The organism is Clostridium sp. DJ247, from assembly GCF_014231265.1.
This window is the reverse complement of the sequence record NZ_JABAIW010000015.1, coordinates 1-19,552: the sequence shown is the minus strand read 5'-3', so window position 1 is coordinate 19,552 and position 19,552 is coordinate 1. Positions and strand designations below refer to the sequence as shown.

Genomic DNA, 19,552 nt, shown 5'->3' with positions numbered 1-19,552 from the left:
AAATATGAGTAAAAAAACACTTGCAAAAGCTGCAGTAATAATAATGGTTGTTTCTCTTATAAGCAGAGCTACAGGGTTTTTAAGAGATTCTTTAAATGGAGGTGCTTTTGGGGCTACAGATACATATGGTGCTTATTTGTTATCACTAACTGTACCAAATATTCTCTTTGGAATATTTGGGTTAGCAATTACAACTACTTTCATACCAATTTTAAGTGAAACATACAAAGAGAACGGAAAAGAAAAGATGTTTGAATTTGCTAACTCTGTAATGAATATTTTAATGATTGTATCATTAATACTTTGCTTTATAGGGTGGATTTTCACACCAGAAATTGTAGGGGTACTTACATCGGCATCAAAAGATAAAGCTCATAATATAAATTTAGTAATATATTTAACTAAAATAAGTATGATAAATATATTATTTTTAGGGTTAACTAGTGGATATACAGCTATTCTTCAAGCATTAGATGACTTCACTGCTCCAGCTTTAGTAGGCATAGTGGCTAATATTCCAGTGATATTATATGTGCTTATGGGACATAAATATGGAATTGTAGGACTTACGGTTATAACTATGGTAGGTAACGGTCTTCAAATACTTACACAGATACCGTGGCTTTTAAGAAATAAGTATAAATATAGGTTTAAAATAAATTTAAAGGACCCTAAGATAAAGAAAATGTTTCTGCTTATAGCACCTATAATAATTGGAACAGGCGTAAGTCAGATAAATGTAGCTATACAGAACAGTTTAGCATATGGATTACCAGAAGGGAGTTTAGTTGCTCTAGATTTTGCAAACAAATTAAATCAATTGATTTATTTTACCTTTGCATCTGCTATAGTTACAGTGATTTTTCCTTCTTTATCAAGAGAAGGAAGTTCAAAAGGATATGATACTTTTAAAACACATATTACTAATGCAGTAAACAATATTAACTTAGTTACTATACCAGCTTGTGTAGGATTATTAATTCTTAGAATTCCTATAATTAGTGTGTTGTTTATGCATGGAGCTTTCGATGAAAGAGGAGTAAAAATGACCTCTGTTGCTCTTTTCTACTTGGTTTCAGGTATAATATTTTGGGGAGTTAGGGATGTGTTCAATAGGGCTTTCTATGCCATTCAAGATACTAAGACTCCTATGATAAACGGAGCTGTTGGAGTCATAGTAAGTGCTATATGTAGTTTGTTTTTGGTTAAGCTTATGGGTATTGGAGGACTTACTTTAGCTACGACTATATCAGCACTAGTAAGTTGTATTTTGCTTGTAATTGATTTAAAAAGAAAAATTGGTAGTGTAAATGGCATGGAAATGTTTGTAACTGGTTCTAAAATAATAGCAGCTTCAGGAGTTATGGGGTTGGTTATATATTTTATAAATGATTATTTGAAAGTATTTTTAACTGGCACTAAAGGTCAGTTAACTATAATTATATTATGTGCAATTGTAGGAGTTCTAGTATATGTAATTATGCTTCTAATTTTCAGGGTAAAAGAACTTATGACCATATTTAATGTAATAAAGTCTAGAATTAAAGGCTAAGTATTTTGCAGGAGAAGGGGATTTTTTCATGAGAAAGTATTATAAAGTTGTGGCGTTAACATTATTAATGTTAATGTTCTTAGTAAGCTTATCAGGTTGTGAAAATTTACAAAGTAAAAATAACAATGAAATAGTTGTTTGGTGCAATTTATCAAATTATGAAGTACTAGAAGTTGATGCTGCGGCACAGCAGTGGGCAAAAGAAACCGGAAAAAAAGTTAAGGTATACACTGATAAGGGGGACAACAGAGCATTTATAGAAGCTTCAAAAAAAAATATGCAGCCAGATATTGAATTTGGAATTTCACACGATAGAATGGATAAATTAAACCATGAAAAACTGTTAGCAGAACTTCCTAAGGGATTTTTGGATGAGAGCAAGTATACAGCATCTTCTTTGGAAACAGTTACTTTTAACAATAAATTATATGGGGTACCTATATCTGTTGAAACTTATGCATTATATTATAATAAAGATAAAGTAAAGACTCCACCAGAAACATTAGAAGAGCTGATATCACAAGGACAAAAGTTAGGATTTCAATATGATATAAATAATTTTTATTTAAGTTTTCCATTTGTACAGGTTAATGGAGGATACATATTCAAAAAGAATAATGGTAAGTATGATATTAAAGATATAGGATTAAACAGTGATGGCGCTGTTAAAGGATATTCTATAGTTCAAGACATGGTACAAAAATATAAATTGATGCCAGATAATATTGATGGAATTACGGCTAGAAACAAATTTAAAGATGGTAAAATTGCTTTTTATCTTAGTGCATCTTCTGATATAAGCGATATTGACACTTCTAGTGTTAATTATGCGGTAGCTAAGCTTCCTACCTATAATGGTAAACAGATGAGTACTTTTGTTTCCTGTAAAGATGCTTTTGTAACAAGTAAATCGAAGGATAAAAAAGAAGTTTGGGATTTATTTAAATATTTAATAGAAAAAACTCCAGAACCTTTATTTAAGACAGTAGGTAGATTACCAGCTTTAAATCTTGAAAATACGATTCCACAAGTAAAAAATAATGATAAAGAGAAAATGTTTGTTAAACAAGCAGAATATGGAGAATTAATACCTAATGTTACAGAAATACAAGCACTTCAGGACAGCAGTAAGACTTTAATGCTTCTTACATCAGGTAAAATATCTCCTAAAGAATGTGGTAATAAAATAGAAAACTCAATAAAAGAATTTATAAAAAAAGAAAAGCAATAAACTAGAAAAACAAAAGATGACAAAAAAAATTGATTATATTATAATGAAAAACGTAAGAGTGCGTAAAGCTAGGAGGTAAAAAAATGTCACAGTTAAAAGACGAATTAATGTCAAAGTTAAAGAATAGAACAGCTAAACTTGGTGTAGTGGGGTTAGGTTATGTAGGACTTCCACTTGCTGTTGAAAAAGCTAAAGCAGGATATGAGGTCATCGGATTTGATGTTCAAGATAAAAAAGTTCAGTCAGTAAATGAAGGTCACAACTATATAGGTGATATAGTTGATGAGGATTTAAAAGAATTAGTTGCATCAGGAAAATTAAGAGCAACTATGGATTTTAGTTTTGTAAAAGACGTAGATACAGTATGTATATGCGTTCCTACGCCATTAGATAAATATAAGCAGCCTGATATCTCCTATGTTGTAAATTCAACTAAAAGTGTAGCTCAGTACTTACATAGAGGTATGCTTATAGTACTTGAAAGTACAACTTATCCAGGAACTACAGAAGAAGTTTTAAGACCTATATTAGAAGAAACTGGGCTAAAATGTGGAGAGGACTTTTTCTTAGCGTTCTCACCTGAAAGAGTTGACCCAGGTAATAAAGAATTTAAAACTAAGAATACTCCAAAGGTAGTTGGAGGATGTACTCCAGAATGTACTGAAGTAGCAGCTGCACTTTATAAAAGTGTATTAGAAGGAGAAGTATTTACTGTTTCATCTCCTGCTGTAGCTGAAATGGAGAAAATACTTGAAAATACCTTCAGAAATATAAATATAGGCTTAGCTAATGAAATGGCTATATTGTGTAAAAGAATGGGTATAGATGTTTGGGAAGTCATAGATGCTGCCAAAACTAAGCCTTATGGATTTATGGCCTTCTATCCAGGTCCAGGACTTGGCGGACATTGTATACCACTAGATCCATTTTACTTAGCATGGAAAGCTAGAGAATATGATTATCATACAAAACTTATAGAAACCTCTGGAGAAATAAACGACCTTATGCCTGAATTTGTAGTTGATAACGCCATGAAACTTTTAAATGGACACAAAAAGGCAATGAATGGTTCAAAGGTACTTCTTTTAGGTGCAGCTTATAAAAAAGATATAGATGATCCAAGAGAATCACCAACACTTAAGATAATAGAACACTTAGAGAAGAATGGTGCTGAAATAATAATAAACGATCCATATATACCTCAATTCAAACATAATGGTAAATTATACAATACTGTAGATTGGAAGGAAGTAATAGATGAATCTGATATAGTTCTTATTACTACAGATCACAGCTGTTATGAATATGAAGAAATTGTTTCAAGAGCTAAGATAGTGTATGACACAAGAAATGCTACAAAAGATGTTAAAAATAATAGAGAAAAAATCCATAAACTATAAGAGGTTATAGGGTGCTATAGTGAAAATTTAACTTATACGACCGGATATGTTACCAAACTTCAGCACGTTAAAAACTTTTAATCAGTCTAAAGTTCGTGTTTTTGAAAATCTAAGAAGCTTTGATAAACTCGTACCTCAAACATATTAAAGCTCCTAAGATTTTCTAAAAACACTTCACTAAGACTGATAAAAAAGTTTTTAAATGTGCTATCAGTTTTGGTAACATATCCCTACATATAAGTTAAATTTTGACCAAGGAATCCTACGGGTAGTTAAGTTCTATCTTATTACTAAGGTTAAGGAGTGTTTTATATGAAAAAATTAAAGTTTGCTATAATAGGTTGTGGAAGAATTTCATACAAGCATGTAGAAGCATTAATTTTCAACAAAGAAGAAGCTGTATTGGTGGCTACTTGTGATGTAGTTAAGGAATTAGCTGAAAAGAAGAAAGAAGAGTATGTTACAAAGTTAGGTGAGAATGTAGATATAGCTGTATACACAGATTATAAAGAAATGCTTGATAAGGAAGATATAGATGTAGTAACTATAGCTACTGAGAGTGGATACCATCCAGAAATAGCTATATACTGTATGAATAAAATGAAGCATGTTATAGTTGAAAAGCCAATGGCATTATCAATTGAAGACGCTGATAGAATGATAGAATGTGCAAAAGAAAATAATGTAAAAATTTGTGTAAGTCATCAAAATAGATTTAATAAGCCAATTAAACAATTAAGAACTACAGTTGAAGAAAATAGATTCGGAAGATTAATTAATGGTACGGCAAGAATTCTTTGGAATAGAAATATGGGATACTATGAACAAGCTCCTTGGAGAGGTACTTGGAGACTTGATGGTGGTACCTTAATGAATCAGTGTATACATAATATAGACTTGCTTCAATGGATGATGGGTGGAGAAGTTGATACTGTATATGCACAGTGTGATACTTTCATTAGAGATATAGAAGCTGAGGATTTTGGTGCAATAGTTATTAGATTTAAAAATGGTGCCATAGGAATTGTAGAAGGTACTGCTTGTGTTTATCCAAAAAATCTTGAAGAAACATTGAGTATATTTGGAGAAAGCGGAACGGTATGCATTGGAGGACTTGCAGTAAACAAGATAGAAACTTGGAAATTTGCAGATAACAAGGATAGCGAAGATGAGATACTGAAAGCACAAGAAGAAGATCCTGATTCAGTTTATGGATTTGGCCATACACCTTTATTCAAAGATATGATTGATGCTGTAAATGATAACAGAGAACCACTTGTAAATGGTGAAGAAGGCAAAAAAGGAATGGCTATAATTCTTGCGGCATATAAATCTAGACTTACTGGAATGCCTATAAAGTTTCCGTTAGAAAAGTTTTCAACTATGGATATGGTAGATGTAGAAAAGATACATAACTAAGTAATTTTAATATATTTGAATAAAATTTTATATGGTGGACATTTGTTTTATTAAGTATTTAATAAAACAATGACATTTTAATTATAATGAGAACGGAGAGTAATTACATGGAAAACTATGTTTCTGATAAAGCTCATTTGGGAAAAAACACAAGTTTAGGTAAATTTGTAGTTATTGAAGAAGATGTAGTTATAGGAGATAACTGTATTATAGGACATAACGTTGTTATTCATAAGGGAAGTAACATAGGTGACAACGTAAGAATTGATGATAATACAGTGATTGGAAAACAACCTATGAGATCGGTTAACAGTATATTTAAAGATGAAAAGGAGTTTTCTCCTGCGGTAATCGGCGAAGGCTGTTTAGTAGGAGCAGGAGTGATAATATACTGTGGATGTGAAATTGGGGATAAAACTCTTGTTGCAGATTTAGCTACTGTTAGAGAAAATGTTACTATAGGAAGTAAAACTATTATAGGTAGAGGTGCTGCTGTTGAAAACTTTTGTAAGGTAGGATCAAACTGTAAAATAGAAACTAATGTTTATTTAACTGCTTATTCAGAAGTGGAGGATAACGTATTTATAGCACCTGGAGTAGTAACATCTAATGATAACTTTGCAGCACGTTCAAAGGAAAGATATAACCATTTTAAAGGTGTTACCGTTAAAAAAGGTGGAAGAATAGGGGCACAAGCTACTATACTTCCAGGGAAAGTTATATATGAAGATGGTTTTGTTGCTGCAGGAAGTGTAGTAACAAAAGACGTAAATGAAGCAGTAATAGTTGCTGGAAATCCTGCAAAGGAGCTAAAAAAAGTACCAGAAAATCAACTACTTAAAAATCAATAAATAATATTGTAAACACAAATAGGGAGGAAACAAATGAAAGTTTTAACTGTTGTTGGAGCAAGACCTCAGTTTATAAAAGCTGCTGCGGTATCAAATGTTATAAGAAAACAGCATGAAGAAATACTTGTGCACACTGGACAGCATTACGATGAGAATATGTCTAAGGTTTTCTTTGATGAGCTTAAAATTCCAAAACCTAATTATAACTTAGAAGTTGGGTCTGGAAACCATGGAAAGCAAACAGGTACAATGCTTATAAGTTTAGAGGAAATATACTTAAAGGAAAAACCTGATTTAGTATTAGTTTATGGTGATACCAATTCAACTTTGGCAGGAGCACTGTGTGCTAGTAAACTTTTAATTCCTGTAGCACATGTAGAGGCAGGACTTAGAAGCTTTAATAAAGCTATGCCGGAGGAGCAAAACAGAATATTAACAGATCATATTTCAAAACTTCTATTTGTTCCTACAGCTTCAGCTTTAAAAAATTTAGTTGATGAAGGAATTAAAGAAGGGGTATATAATGTTGGAGATGTAATGTTTGATGCTACCCTTAATTTCAAAAAACTTGCTAAAGAAAAAAACAATATTCTTAGCGAACTTGAGGTAGAGGAAGGTAAGTTTATTCTAACAACTATACATAGAGCGGAAAATACTAATGATATATATAGACTTAAAAATATTGTTGAGGCTTTAAATGAGTGCGGTAAGAATGTAATACTGCCACTTCATCCTAGAACAAAAAAATACATAGCTGACTATGGCCTAGTATTTAGTAGTAATATAAAGGTTATTGATCCTGTAGGATATTTAGAAATGATAAGTCTTGAAATGAATTCAGAAAAAATAGTAACAGATAGCGGTGGAGTTCAAAAGGAAGCTTTCTTTATGAATAAGCCATGTATAACTATGAGAGATGAAACTGAATGGGTAGAAACTGTTGAAAATGGGTGGAATGTAGTAGTTGGAACTAATAAAAATAAAATATTAGATAACATAGTAAATTTCTATCCTAATAGATTACAAGAAAATATATTTGGTAACGGTGATGCTGCAGAAAAAATATTAGACATATTGAATTCTATAGTTTAGTATTTTTATCACAAAAACAAAGCATAAATGAAAAATATTTAAGTTTTGTTTTTGTGTTTATTTTTAATATTAACTTTTAAGGGAGGTGTGATATCTAGTGTTTTTAGATAAAATATTGTATTGTTTAATTTGTGTATATATTATAATACCACCATTGTTACTCAATAAATTAGAAATAGGAAAAAAGTTTCCTAATATTATTTTAGGCTTAATTATATTATTATATGGATTAAGAATATTTTTATCATCAATAAATAGGCGTAAATTTATAGCTGGTATAAAAGACTTTTTTACAAGTTATTTAAGTATATTTATGAGTGTACTTGCATTAATGATGTTTGTTTCTATAACTTATGCAGTAGAGAAAAAATTAGCACTAAGTGAAAGTATAAGATTTTTATCTTACATAATAATATTTTTTATTATTAAATATGATTTTAATGACAAAAATTGTACAGATGGTATGATAAGATCCTATATATTTACTACTTTGGTTTTATGTGTATTTGGAATATATCAATACTTTACAGGATATGCTCTTGACCCAGACTTTATTAAAAATTATGGATATGCTAAGGTTAAGGTAGCAGCTACTATGGATAACCCTAATAACTTAGCAGCATTTCTTATATTAGCGATTTTTCCAATAATAATGTTAGCCATATATGAGAAAGTAAAAACAAAAAAAATATTTTATTCTTTATTAAGTATTCTAGCATTTGTTAACTTAATATTGACAGGATCTAGAAATGCTATAATAGGTATTGTAATAGGACTTGTGATGTTAGCCATATTATATAATAGAAAATTGCTAATATTTATATTTGTTTTTGGTATTATGGCTTTATTCATTCCAGAAATAAGATCTAGACTAATAGCTATAACCGATAAAACCCAAAATCAATCTAGAGTGTATTTATGGGAAATAGCAAAAAAAATGATAAAGGATCATCCTTTATTTGGTGTTGGGAATGGTAATTATGTAAGTTTACATGATAAATATACAGAGATATATCCGCAATATAAATTTTATACGGATGTTAAAACCACTCATAATTCATACCTTAAAATAGAAAGCGAGCTAGGCATAATAGGTGGAGTTTCCTTTATAGGAATACTTATATCTGCACTAGTACAAGTTAAACAGTTTATAAATAATACTAAACACAGATTCTACAAATTTTTTTACACAGGTTTCTTAGCCTCAATGGTAGCCTTTTACTTTATGAATTTATCAGATAATTTATTCTTCGTTCCTAAAACAACAGCATACTTTTGGATATTGTTAGCTATATCTCAAGGAAGTATGTTTAGTGCACGTAACAAAAGTATTTTTAAATAAGGTGAAACTTAATTCAGATGGAGCTTAAAAAACATCTGAATTTTAGTTGAGCTAACCCAGCGCGTAGCAGTGGGAGGCTTAGGGTTGGTAGTCGAATGGATAGGTTTCTAATATTGTAAGGTTGTAGAGTGGAAATTTAACTTATACGTAGCGAGATATTACCAATACTGAAGTTACATTTAAATATTTTTTAATTAGTCTTAGCTCAAATTTGAGCTTTAGACTAATTAAAAATATTTAACGTAACGAAGTATGGTAATATCTCGCGAAGTATGAGTTGAATTTCCACTCTACACCACGATATTCATGGAGGTGTTTAATATTAAAGTACTTCAGATAATATCAGGTAATGATGCTGGTGGTGGTGGTAACCACGTTTTAAACTTAAGCTTTTACTCAAAGAATATGTTTGAATGTATAATAGGAGCTATTGGAGAAGGCATTGTTATTGATAAAGCTAAAGAGTTAGGTATAGAAACGGTTTCATTTACTAGTAAAAGTATCTATAATGGTTCGCTTTTAACATACATAAAAGAAAATAATATAGATATAATAAATTTTCATGGAGCTAAAGCTTTTTTTATGCATTACTTTTTGAAAAATAAGCTTGAGATACCTTCTGTGGCTACTATTCATAGTAATTATAAAAAGGATTTTTTAAATAACAAATTTAAACACTTATTATTCACACCTCTAAGTATTAGAGGTATTAGAAGTTTTAGTAATTACATTTGTGTATCTAAATATATAAAAAACTTACTAGAAAATGATAGGGTTAAAGGCAAAAAATTTCTTGTTAATAATGGAATAGAATATAGTAGTGTAAAGATTACAATAGACAAAGATGAAATTAGAGAGAAATATAGTATTGATGCAAATGATTTTGTATTTGTAAATGTAGCTAGAATGCATCCAATAAAAAATCACTCAGCCTTAATTGAAGCCTTTGCGAAACTAAGAAAAGAAACAAAAGGTATAAAGCTACTATTGATAGGTGATGGAGAGCTTGAATATCAATTGAAAGATAAGGTTAGAGATCTTGTTTTAGATAAGGATATAATTTTTACTGGTTTTGTTAACAATACCATAGACTTTGTAAATGCATCAGATATAAGTATATTGACCTCTTTTAGTGAGGGAGGATCTCCTCCTTTAGTTATTTTAGAAAGTGCCGCAGTAAAGAAAACATTTATTTGCTCAAAAGTAGGAGATATTGATGAAACAATAAATAGCGATAATGGATTCTTGGTAAATCCTTATGAAGTTAATGATATATATGAAAAAATGAAGGAAGCTTATAGTCAAAGGGAACATTTAATGATAAAAGGAAAAAACTTATATGAACGTGTAAAAGAAGATTATTCTATGAATGAATTTTGTACTAAATATCATAATGCATATAAAGAAATACTTGTTAGAAGATAACTAATTGGAGTGAAAGTAATGGTCAGTAAAAAAGTAATAAAAAGTTCCATTATAGTAATGTTTTTAATAATTGTAGGAAAAGTACTAGCTTTAATTAGAGATGCGTTAATAGCAGCAAAATTTGGCGCAACTTATATAACTGATGTATATAATTTTGCTTTAGGAATGGTATATCTGCTTACAACTGTAAGTTATGGGTTAACAACAACTTTTATACCTATACATACAGAACATCTCCAAGATAATGATAAAAAAGAAAAAAATAAGTTTGTAAATAATGTAATTAATATATCTAGTATAGTCACAATAATAATTACATTAATACTTGTTATTTTTGCTAAATATATAATATACATTTTTGGTCATGGATTTGTTAGTGATCCGAAGGTATTTGAGATTTCAATTGAAGTTACGAGAATAATGCTACTATCATTAATATTTGTAAGTCTACAAAGTGTTCTAGCAGGGGCACTACAATGTCATAAAAAATTCTTTGAACCAGCAGCTATGGCTATGGTTTCAAATCTAGTTTATATTATATATCTTATATATTTTACAGCTAAATTCGGTATAAAGGGATTTGCAATAGCAACTGTAGTTGCATTTTTTATGCAGTTTATTATAAATATTCCTCAATATAAAAAGTTAGGTTATAAATATAGACTAACAATGAATTTTAAAGATAAAAAAATACATAACATGTTTAAGTTAATGATTCCAGTAGTTATAAGTACTTCTGTAGTACAACTTAATACTTTTGTTAATAGATCCTTTGCCACAAGTATTTTTTTTGGAGCTGTTACAATATTAGATTGTGCTAATAAAATAAATACACTTGCATATGAAGTTTTTGCTATAGGAATAGCAATGATTGTTTATCCAACTCTTTCTGAATTAGCAGCAAAAGAAAATAAAACTGAATACAAAAAAGCTTTAGGAAAGTCAATAAATACTATTATGATTATAATGATACCTGCAGCAGTGGCTATTGGTATACTAAGAGACCCCTTAACTATACTTATATTTAAGAGAGGTGCATTTAGTAATGAGGCGGCTAATTTAACAGCTAGTGCACTGCTTTATTATTGTCCTGCTATGGTTGCATATGGTGTTAGAGACATCTTAAATAAGGCCTTCTATGCAGTTAAGGATACTAGTACACCAATGATAAATAGTTTCATTGGTATATTAATAAATATAGTTATCAATATTCTAATTGTCAAATATATGAAGGTATCAGGACTAACTTTAGCTACAACTATATCTGCTATTATAACCACATTATTAATGATGTATAATTTGAATAAGAAACTTAATGGTATAGAACTTAAAAAGATATTCACTACCTTTTTAAAAATAGTATTTTCATCAATTGTTATGGGTTTTGTATTGATATTAATTAATAAAATAAGTATTGAAAAATTTGGACATGAAATGAAAGGAAGCTTAATATCAATTTTTGTTTCTCTTTTATTTGGAAGTATTACATATTTTACATGTTTATATATAGTTAAAATAGAAGAGTATAAATACTTAGTAGAGCAATTAAAAAATAAGATACATTATAAGAAATAAGAATATTGGGATTTATGTGAGGTGAGAATCATTAGAAAGCATGTTTTAGAAATGGATGTAATGAGGGCAGCTGCTATTGTTGCTGTAATCTTAATACATGTAACTGCAACGGTGTTATATAGAAGTAGTATTGACTCATCTATATATAAGGACTCACTTATAGTTAACCAGTTATCAAGATTCTCTGTACCTATATTCATTTTAATATCAGGAATTGGATTAAGTATAAGCTATAAAAAAGATGAAAATTACTTTAAATTTATTGCTCGTAGATTTAATAAAATTTTGCCAGCATATATTGTTTGGTGTATAATCTATATTTATTTTACTTCAAAAAGTACTGATATTCATAGTATATTAAGCAATATGTTCTATGGTAAGATATTTTATCATTTTTATTACATACCTCTAATTGTTCAATTTTACTTAATATTCCCATTGGTTTATAGGTTTATAGGAAACAAGTTGTTTCTTATAATAAGCTTTTTAATTACAACCAGTATAATATTATATACTCGTTATTATGTTCCTTCTGAGCAGATGCAGTGGTTTTTAGATAAAAAGAACTTGCTTGATTGGATTTTTTACTTTTCTTTAGGATCATTCATAGGAAACAATTTGGATGAGTTTTCTCAAAAAGTTAGATACTATAGAGGTATTATATTTGTATTATTTCCTTTATCAATATACTTATTATTACATGAAGCTTTTGTAACTACCAATATGAAGAAAGATGTGGATTATATTACTACATTCATGAGGCCCTCTGTTCTTATATATACCACCATATTTACATTATTTATATTTAGTATTAACTGGAAAGATAATATAATGATGAAAATTGTACAGACTATTGCTAGAAACTCATATGGCATTTATTTATCTCATGCCCTTATATTATTTTATTACACATTACATTTTACTGATAATGGCATTAAGGTTAACAATTTAACTTTTGAGGTTAAGGCTTTTTTAGTAACTTTTTTTGGATCACTAGGTATAAATAAAGTAAAAAAATTTTTATAGATTCTGTTATGAAACTATGGGGTGCGTTTAATTTAAGTGAAGAAAAATATGGAAAGCTACATTGCGTAGAAGTCTTAGAAGCTCTTAACGCAGTGAAGATAAGGGCAAATCATTGTTTGAGTGTAGCGAGTTTGATTTGACCCTGAGCAAGTTTTAGAGCTTCTTAGGCTTTGAAGCACGTAGCTTGAATATATTTCTTCACTTAAATTAAATGCACCTGAAGCTATGTACCGAACTTGTAAATATAGAATATATCTGATATATTTTATAGTTGAAGATATATTTATTTAAAATAATAGGAGGATATCCATGCAGACCGAAAGTATAAAAATTGATTTGGATAAGCATATAAGAAACAGAAGAATTCATTTTTTTGTTAAAAGATTACTTGATATAGTGTTATCATTAATCGGTATAGTAATATTGTCACCAGTATTTATAATATTAGCTATATGGATTAAGCTAGATTCAGAAGGACCTGCTCTTTTTAAACAGATTAGAGTTGGCAAGAATGGCAAAGATTTTACTATTTACAAGTTTAGAAGTATGGTAGTAAATGCAGAAAAAAAGAAAGAATTAGATATAGATCCAAGTAACTTAGAAAATTTTGTATTCCAAAGTAGGAGTGATAACAGAATTACTAAATCTGGTGCATTTTTAAGAAAAACAAGTTTAGATGAAATTCCGCAATTATTTAATGTTCTTATTGGAAACATGAGCTTAGTAGGACCAAGACCAGAGATTCCTGATGTAGTTAAGTTTTATCCAGAGGCATATAAACAAAGACTTCTAGTACTTCCAGGCATAACAGGACTCGCCCAAGTTAGTGGAAGAGGAGAAATAGAACTAGGTAAAACTGTATATTATGATTTAACATATATAAAAGAATTTTCAATATGGTTGGATATAAAGATTTTATTTAGAACTGTATTCTCTGTAGTTAAAGAAGAAGGAGCTTTTTAATCCTATAACTGTATAACTGCCAGCAACAAGAGGTATACCGATTTCAATATGGAACTTTCAACGATAAGTGAACACTCATGCTGGGTGCACGTAAAAACCCGAATAACAATAAAATAGTTATTCGGGAAATTTTTATGACTATAAATTTTAATTTTGTATATTTAATCTTTTTATATTGTTTTAGCTTATAATTATCTTAGAATCACACTTTCCGCTCCTTTGGAAGGGTATAGCTTGTTTATATGGAGGTGGTGGTAATTGTGCATTACGATTTTCATTTATTGTATGATCAATTTTAACTTCATTACCATCTTTTTGTTCTTCTAAAATATCTACAACTATTTTTCCAATTTGTCGTCCAATTTTTAATCCTTCTGAGCAATCTACTGGAAAATGAACACCAGCAAACACTCTAGATATGGCACATTCCTCTGCTAATTCTTTAAGTCTATCTCTTTCACCTTTAAAGTAATACGATAAAATCTCTTCAGCACATCCTGCTACTGTAGCATGCCCAGCTGGATAGGTTGGATGTTTGGGAGTACAAATAAGAGTAGCTAAGTTTTGATTTAATTGATTTGGTCTCGCAATATCCCATAGAAATTTGAAGTACCAAGTTACAATAAGAGTATCATTAAGAGCACCATGTACATTCGCCAAAATACGTGCCGCTCTTCCTGCGTTAACGTTGTAGGTATCTATTAACCTATCTATAATTGGTGTCCATTGTTTTGTCGGAGGACCTTCTCCCCAATACTTTGCAATGACAATTTGTTCTGGAGTAAGATTTTTTAAAGTTCTTTCAACAATATTTAGTTGTTCACCCTCAAAATCAATACTGCTATTTGGATCTTGAATACAAAAAGCTATGGAATTGCCACTTCCATCTAAAAATCTTCCTTTTTTATCTCTATGCAAAAAAAATGTTGTCCACGTAGATAAACTAGGTTCTTCAGCAGCTGGCACACGCTTTAGTCCTGCGTAAGATAATTGTGACCACTTGCCAGGTATATTTATTTCATTATTATTTATCTTGATCAATTCATTGTTTCTCACTTTATAATCCTCCCTAACTCATATAGTAATCTTTAGTGTTTTCTTAAACAATTGAGAAAATAATTTATTCAAACAAACTATAATTATTGTAATACTATTCTTCTTATAATAATTAATAAGCTTAAATTTCAAATATATTTAAATTATATAACTTATCTATTTTAGTATATGAATAACCTAGATTTTGTGTCTATTCAAACAGTCTTGTTATTACTTAATCTATAATAGTTCTATCTTTTTGCTGTAACATTAAGACGTAATTAGAATAGTATATATTAGAAAGTGAGACAACAAGGAGTGACACGTTATACTTTCGTTTGATAAAAAGGAGGATAACATTATTTATGAATAATGATTACGAAGTAAATCAAAAAAATGAAATATCTACCAATAGCGAACCTAATAGTTTAGCTTGTTGTCAAGATTATGATGAATCTTGTTCAGCTGTTAAATCTAAGACTGAGAATATGTGTGATCAAGTTTGTGTAAATCCCAATGTTATTCCTTGTGGAGATGTATTTGTTAAAATTCCAGTTATACTAGCAGAGACAAGTATAACAATTCCTGTTGAAGCTACTATAACATTAGATAGAGAGGCCATAGAGATAAAACGTATTAAAAAGAATGTGTATTTAACTCAATGCCGTCTTATTCCATTTTCTCAAGACAAGAAGCCTGGTACTGGTATATTATATATATCTGGTTTTGTGAGAAAGAATATTGAGTATGCAACAGGAAGAGGTATAAGCCATGACGGAAAAAATATATGTGGAGATATAAGACACTGTACAGTTAAAGTACCTTTTAATTGTACTACTAGAGTTAAATTCTTTAGAGAACCTTTCTTCTGTAAGAACCCTAATCCACAAGAACTACAATACTTTACAGATGATCTTAAAAGCTGCGATGTTTGTGCAGATCCTGTAATTGGACGTGATCCTTGCGATCAAAGTTTCACTAATACAGAAATATTTAATGAAAAACCTTTCTGTGAATTAGTAAAAACATGTATTACTGAAGTTGATATTCATAAATGTCCAACGCCAATAAATGATGAGTTTTGTGAAAATCCTACAGAGCAAGAATTCCGTAAATTCACTGAAAAAATAGTAATAGATTTAACATTAAAAGTATTACAAAAACAACAAGTAAGACTTGATTCATTAGGAAAACCTGAAGACAAATGTGATAAACCATGTAATAAATATACTATTCCTGCGCCTGAATGTCCTTCATGTGAGCCACCTACTCCATATAATCCATGGACTAAAGAAAAAGATTATTAAATTATATGTTGCAGACCCAAAGCTTACTTAAGAGAGGTTTTGGGTCTGTTTTTAGGAGGAGAATAAATTAGGGGAAGAAGATCTCCTCCTTAAATTTTACCATTGCTTATCTTAAGTCCATATTACAAGTAATAAGCGTGTATTATTGATTTTGTGATTATTTTAGCCATATCCATTACAAAGCTGAGTTTTACTGAATTTAACGACAATATATCATCACTGTTACTTAAGTTTGTAATTCCAATTATTGAACAATTACCAACACTCGGCAACGATCTTCCAACTCCTTTACCAGGATGAATAGAATAGTTTCTAGCTTCAATTTCACCTATGGTTTTTTCACTACCTAAACATGCATCAACTGCTACAATATTGGATTTCGAATGTCTAGACTTGATTTCCAATAGCTTCTTATCTATATTTAAAGCGTGTATAGGATTATTTACTGTTCCATATATAGGTAAAGGCAAGTTTTTGTCTTTAAGCATAGTTCCAACTAAAGGACCTAAAGAATCAACTACATATCTATCAGTTCCTATACAAACTATAACTGAATCTTTATTAATATAATATTTTAAAAAACAAGCAATTTCGTAGTATGCTAATGGATTCTTGTAATTCACTCTTACCTTAGTTAATTTATTCACTTATTTCAGCTCCCTTTTTATCTAAAAGTTTTTATATATACATAAGTTACATTCTTATGTGCTTGTTTGTCTTACGTTCTTGTTCGTAAATTTATATTATTAGTTTTATCTTCATGTTTTTTCACCGATATTCCCACATAGTCAATATATATTAACCTTCATCTGAAGCTTAGAAGTCATTATCAGGGACGTAGTAGCCGCTCTTTACTCCCAGTTAAGCAGAGAGGCAAAATCTGTGATTTTGATATGGTCGCTTACTCTGTGAGTACTCATCTGACGTAAGTAAGATGAGTTTCATATAAAGATGAGAGTATTAGAACGGGTAGTCATCAGATAAAGCTATTTTAGAAGTTTTTCTTAGTTAATTACTCTATCTTAATTCATAACATATGCCTATAATTCTCCATAGTTACATCAAAATATTTATATTTTTATTACTTTTATTAAATTTACTAATATATGGTAAAATACACTAACATATATCAAATTAAGAAACTAAACAAACAAAACTTCTATTGTATATCTATACAAAAAGAAAGTTGTCCATATAGATAAACTAGGCCCTTCATCTGCTAGCCCACGCTTTAGCCACCCATAAGGTTATAATAACTTTATCTTTTTTCTGTAACATAAAGATGTAATTTGAATAGTATATATTAGAAGGTAAAACAACAAGGATTGACATATTATACTTTCGTTTGATAAAAAGGAGGATAACATTATTTATGAATAATGATTATGAAGCAAATCAAGAAAGTCAAGTATCTGCTAATAATGACTCTGATAGTTTAGCTTGTTGTCATGATTATGATGAATCTTGTTCAGCTGTTAAAGCTAAGACTGAAAATATGTGTGACCAAGTTTGTATAAATCCTAACGTTATTCCATATGGAGATGTATATGTTAAAATTCCAGTTATACTAGCAGAGACAAGTATAACAATTCCTGTTGAAGCTACTATTACATTAGACAGAGATGCTATAGAGATAAAACGTATTAAAAAGAATGTGTATTTAACTCAATGCCGTCTTATCCCATTTTCTCAAGATAAGAAGATTGGTACTGGTATATTATATATATCTGGTTTTGTGAGAAAGAATATTGAGTATGCAACAGGAAAATGTTTAAGCCATGACGGAAAAAATATATGTGGAGATATAAGACATTGTACAGTTAAAGTACCTTTTAATTGTACTACTAGAGTTAAATTCTTTAGAGAACCTTTCTTTTGTAAGAACCCTAATCCAGAAGAACTAGAATACTTTACAGATAATCTTAAAAGCTGCGATGCTTGTGCAGATCCTGTAATTGGACGTGATCCTTGCGATCAAAGTTTCACTAATACAGAAATATTTAATGAAAAACCTTTCTGTGAATTAGTAAAAACATGTATTACTGAAGTTGATATTCATAAATGTCCAACGCCAATAAAAGATGAATTCTGTGAAAATCCTACAGAGCAAGAATTTCGTAAATTCACTGAAAAAATAGTAATAGATTTAACATTAAAAGTATTACAAAAACAACAAGTAAGACTTGATTCATTAGGAAAACCTAAAAAACCATGTGAAAAACCATATGAAAAACCATATGAAAAACCATGTGAAAAAGATACTATTCCTGCTCCTAAATGTCCTTCATGTGAGCCACCTACACCATATAATCCATGGCCTAAAGAAAAAGATTGTTAAAAATTAGAAATTTGATATTATAATTATTCTATTTATATATTAATTTATATGTTGCAGACCCAAAGCTTACTTAGGAGAGGTTTTGGGTCTGTTTTTAGGAGGAGATAAATATTGTCACATAAGAAATCACAAACTAGAATTATTACTAGAAAAATAGAAAATGAACATATAAGTATAACTTACCCTCAATTAAAATTAAAACATAAAAAAGTTCAACATAAAATTAATAATCTAATTTTAGATATGCTGCAAAACTTTATAGAAAAAGAAACCAATAAATTTTTAGAGCAGAGGGATATATATGGAGAATATAAGATTACACTGAATAAAAGAAATTTGTTAAGTGTAATTATTGAATTTTATTTATGTATTCCAGGAAAGGATACAGCACTTAATTTATTAAAGGCAATCACTATAAACATAAGAGAAGCCTATATATATAATTTTAAGGAATTATTTTATAAAGAAAGTAATTATGAATATATAATTAATAAAATAATTTTAGAAAACATAAAAGAAAATAACATTCCTATAATTGAGGAATTTGCTAATATAAATAAAAACAGAAGATTTTATCTTACAGAAGATTCCTTAGTAATCTACTATGAACTTAATAAGAATTCCAAGTACTCTTATATTTATTGTGTTCCTCAATTTATTATACCATTTAATTTCATAAAAGATATTATTAATCCCAAAGGACCTATAGCTAAGCTTTTTTTTAAATAATAATATCTTTCAAGTACTTTAATTCAGAATATTTTTAAGAGGGGGATAAATTATGGGGAGAAGACACCATTCAAAAGAATATAACGAAGATTATTATGAAAGAAATTATGATGATGACCATAGAAAAAAACATCATGACGAAGAACATCATAAAAGAGATTATGATGATGACCATAAAAGAAAACATGATAAAAAACACCATAAAAAACATCATGACGAAGAACATGATAAAAGAGATCATGATGATGACCATAAAAGAAAACATGA

General features: G+C 29.4%; 17 protein-coding genes. 15 read left to right on the top strand and 2 right to left on the bottom strand.

Annotated elements, in window-relative coordinates:
• The first annotated feature begins 4 nt into the window (after nucleotides 1-4).
• The 11 genes from murJ (HGI79_RS07990) to HGI79_RS07940 all read left to right on the top strand — a co-directional run bounded on the left by murJ (HGI79_RS07990) (nucleotide 5) and on the right by HGI79_RS07940 (nucleotide 13,876).
• The gene (gene murJ, locus HGI79_RS07990; RefSeq protein WP_185650165.1) at nucleotides 5-1,552 is read left to right on the top strand and encodes a murein biosynthesis integral membrane protein MurJ; all 1,548 of its coding nucleotides are present in this window, start codon (nucleotides 5-7) and stop codon (nucleotides 1,550-1,552) included.
• A gap of 28 nt (nucleotides 1,553-1,580) precedes the next feature.
• Nucleotides 1,581-2,783: a maltose ABC transporter substrate-binding protein gene (locus HGI79_RS07985; RefSeq protein ID WP_185650164.1), complete on the top strand. Its 1,203-nt coding sequence runs from the start codon at nucleotides 1,581-1,583 to the stop codon at nucleotides 2,781-2,783.
• An 83-nt stretch (nucleotides 2,784-2,866) separates the two neighbouring features.
• A complete protein-coding gene (locus HGI79_RS07980) occupies nucleotides 2,867-4,183 on the top strand; it encodes a nucleotide sugar dehydrogenase (RefSeq protein ID WP_185650162.1) in 1,317 nt (438 codons plus the stop codon).
• Nucleotides 4,184-4,495: 312 nt separating this feature from the next.
• Complete coding sequence (locus tag HGI79_RS07975; protein WP_185650161.1) at nucleotides 4,496-5,602, top strand: Gfo/Idh/MocA family protein; 1,107 nt, start codon at nucleotides 4,496-4,498, stop codon at nucleotides 5,600-5,602.
• A 107-nt stretch (nucleotides 5,603-5,709) separates the two neighbouring features.
• Entirely contained in the window at nucleotides 5,710-6,453 is a 744-nt protein-coding gene (locus tag HGI79_RS07970; RefSeq protein WP_185650160.1) for an N-acetyltransferase, read from the top strand.
• Between the two features lie 33 nt (nucleotides 6,454-6,486).
• The gene (gene wecB / locus HGI79_RS07965; RefSeq protein ID WP_185650158.1) at nucleotides 6,487-7,545 is read left to right on the top strand and encodes a non-hydrolyzing UDP-N-acetylglucosamine 2-epimerase; all 1,059 of its coding nucleotides are present in this window, start codon (nucleotides 6,487-6,489) and stop codon (nucleotides 7,543-7,545) included.
• A 97-nt stretch (nucleotides 7,546-7,642) separates the two neighbouring features.
• Nucleotides 7,643-8,887: an O-antigen ligase gene (locus HGI79_RS07960; protein WP_185650157.1), complete on the top strand. Its 1,245-nt coding sequence runs from the start codon at nucleotides 7,643-7,645 to the stop codon at nucleotides 8,885-8,887.
• 312 nt (nucleotides 8,888-9,199) lie between these two features.
• Nucleotides 9,200-10,312, top strand: a complete 1,113-nt coding sequence (locus tag HGI79_RS07955; protein ID WP_185650248.1) for a glycosyltransferase — start codon at nucleotides 9,200-9,202, stop codon at nucleotides 10,310-10,312.
• Between the two features lie 18 nt (nucleotides 10,313-10,330).
• The gene (gene murJ / locus HGI79_RS07950; RefSeq protein ID WP_185650155.1) at nucleotides 10,331-11,887 is read left to right on the top strand and encodes a murein biosynthesis integral membrane protein MurJ; all 1,557 of its coding nucleotides are present in this window, start codon (nucleotides 10,331-10,333) and stop codon (nucleotides 11,885-11,887) included.
• Between the two features lie 21 nt (nucleotides 11,888-11,908).
• Nucleotides 11,909-12,913, top strand: coding sequence for an acyltransferase (locus HGI79_RS07945; RefSeq protein ID WP_313885191.1), 1,005 nt, complete (start codon nucleotides 11,909-11,911; stop codon nucleotides 12,911-12,913).
• Nucleotides 12,914-13,222: 309 nt separating this feature from the next.
• Nucleotides 13,223-13,876 (top strand): sugar transferase, encoded by a 654-nt coding sequence (locus HGI79_RS07940; protein ID WP_185650153.1) that lies wholly within the window; start codon nucleotides 13,223-13,225, stop codon nucleotides 13,874-13,876.
• A 180-nt stretch (nucleotides 13,877-14,056) separates the two neighbouring features.
• Here HGI79_RS07940 and HGI79_RS23480 read toward each other — a convergent pair whose 3' ends face one another.
• Nucleotides 14,057-14,932: a vanadium-dependent haloperoxidase gene (locus HGI79_RS23480; protein WP_185650152.1), complete on the bottom strand. Its 876-nt coding sequence runs from the start codon at nucleotides 14,930-14,932 to the stop codon at nucleotides 14,057-14,059.
• A gap of 344 nt (nucleotides 14,933-15,276) precedes the next feature.
• Between HGI79_RS23480 and HGI79_RS07930 the strand changes: the two genes are divergently transcribed.
• On the top strand, nucleotides 15,277-16,218 hold the full coding sequence (locus HGI79_RS07930; RefSeq protein WP_185650150.1) for a CsxC family protein: 942 nt from the start codon (nucleotides 15,277-15,279) through the stop codon (nucleotides 16,216-16,218).
• Between the two features lie 122 nt (nucleotides 16,219-16,340).
• On the opposite strand, the gene yyaC is transcribed toward HGI79_RS07930, so the two are convergent.
• Complete coding sequence (yyaC, locus tag HGI79_RS07925; RefSeq protein ID WP_185650148.1) at nucleotides 16,341-16,865, bottom strand: spore protease YyaC; 525 nt, start codon at nucleotides 16,863-16,865, stop codon at nucleotides 16,341-16,343.
• A gap of 725 nt (nucleotides 16,866-17,590) precedes the next feature.
• On the opposite strand from yyaC, the gene HGI79_RS07920 reads away from it, so the two are divergent.
• The 3 genes from HGI79_RS07920 to HGI79_RS07910 form a co-directional block, all read left to right on the top strand.
• On the top strand, nucleotides 17,591-18,556 hold the full coding sequence (locus HGI79_RS07920) for a CsxC family protein (RefSeq protein ID WP_185650146.1): 966 nt from the start codon (nucleotides 17,591-17,593) through the stop codon (nucleotides 18,554-18,556).
• 111 nt (nucleotides 18,557-18,667) lie between these two features.
• The gene (locus HGI79_RS07915; protein ID WP_185650144.1) at nucleotides 18,668-19,285 is read left to right on the top strand and encodes a DUF3298 domain-containing protein; all 618 of its coding nucleotides are present in this window, start codon (nucleotides 18,668-18,670) and stop codon (nucleotides 19,283-19,285) included.
• Between the two features lie 52 nt (nucleotides 19,286-19,337).
• On the top strand, nucleotides 19,338-19,552 hold a 215-nt coding region (locus HGI79_RS07910; protein WP_185650142.1), incomplete at its 3' end, for a hypothetical protein.

What these genes read in the sequence shown, in the direction of transcription:
- murJ (WP_185650165.1), top strand. Translation starts at nt 5, where the DNA reads ATGAGTAAAAAAACACTTGCAAAAGCTGCAGTAATAATAATGGTTGTT.
- HGI79_RS07985 (WP_185650164.1), top strand. Translation starts at nt 1,581, where the DNA reads ATGAGAAAGTATTATAAAGTTGTGGCGTTAACATTATTAATGTTAATG.
- HGI79_RS07980 (WP_185650162.1), top strand. Translation starts at nt 2,867, where the DNA reads ATGTCACAGTTAAAAGACGAATTAATGTCAAAGTTAAAGAATAGAACA.
- HGI79_RS07975 (WP_185650161.1), top strand. Translation starts at nt 4,496, where the DNA reads ATGAAAAAATTAAAGTTTGCTATAATAGGTTGTGGAAGAATTTCATAC.
- HGI79_RS07970 (WP_185650160.1), top strand. Translation starts at nt 5,710, where the DNA reads ATGGAAAACTATGTTTCTGATAAAGCTCATTTGGGAAAAAACACAAGT.
- wecB (WP_185650158.1), top strand. Translation starts at nt 6,487, where the DNA reads ATGAAAGTTTTAACTGTTGTTGGAGCAAGACCTCAGTTTATAAAAGCT.
- murJ (WP_185650155.1), top strand. Translation starts at nt 10,331, where the DNA reads ATGGTCAGTAAAAAAGTAATAAAAAGTTCCATTATAGTAATGTTTTTA.
- HGI79_RS07940 (WP_185650153.1), top strand. Translation starts at nt 13,223, where the DNA reads ATGCAGACCGAAAGTATAAAAATTGATTTGGATAAGCATATAAGAAAC.
- HGI79_RS07930 (WP_185650150.1), top strand. Translation starts at nt 15,277, where the DNA reads ATGAATAATGATTACGAAGTAAATCAAAAAAATGAAATATCTACCAAT.
- HGI79_RS07920 (WP_185650146.1), top strand. Translation starts at nt 17,591, where the DNA reads ATGAATAATGATTATGAAGCAAATCAAGAAAGTCAAGTATCTGCTAAT.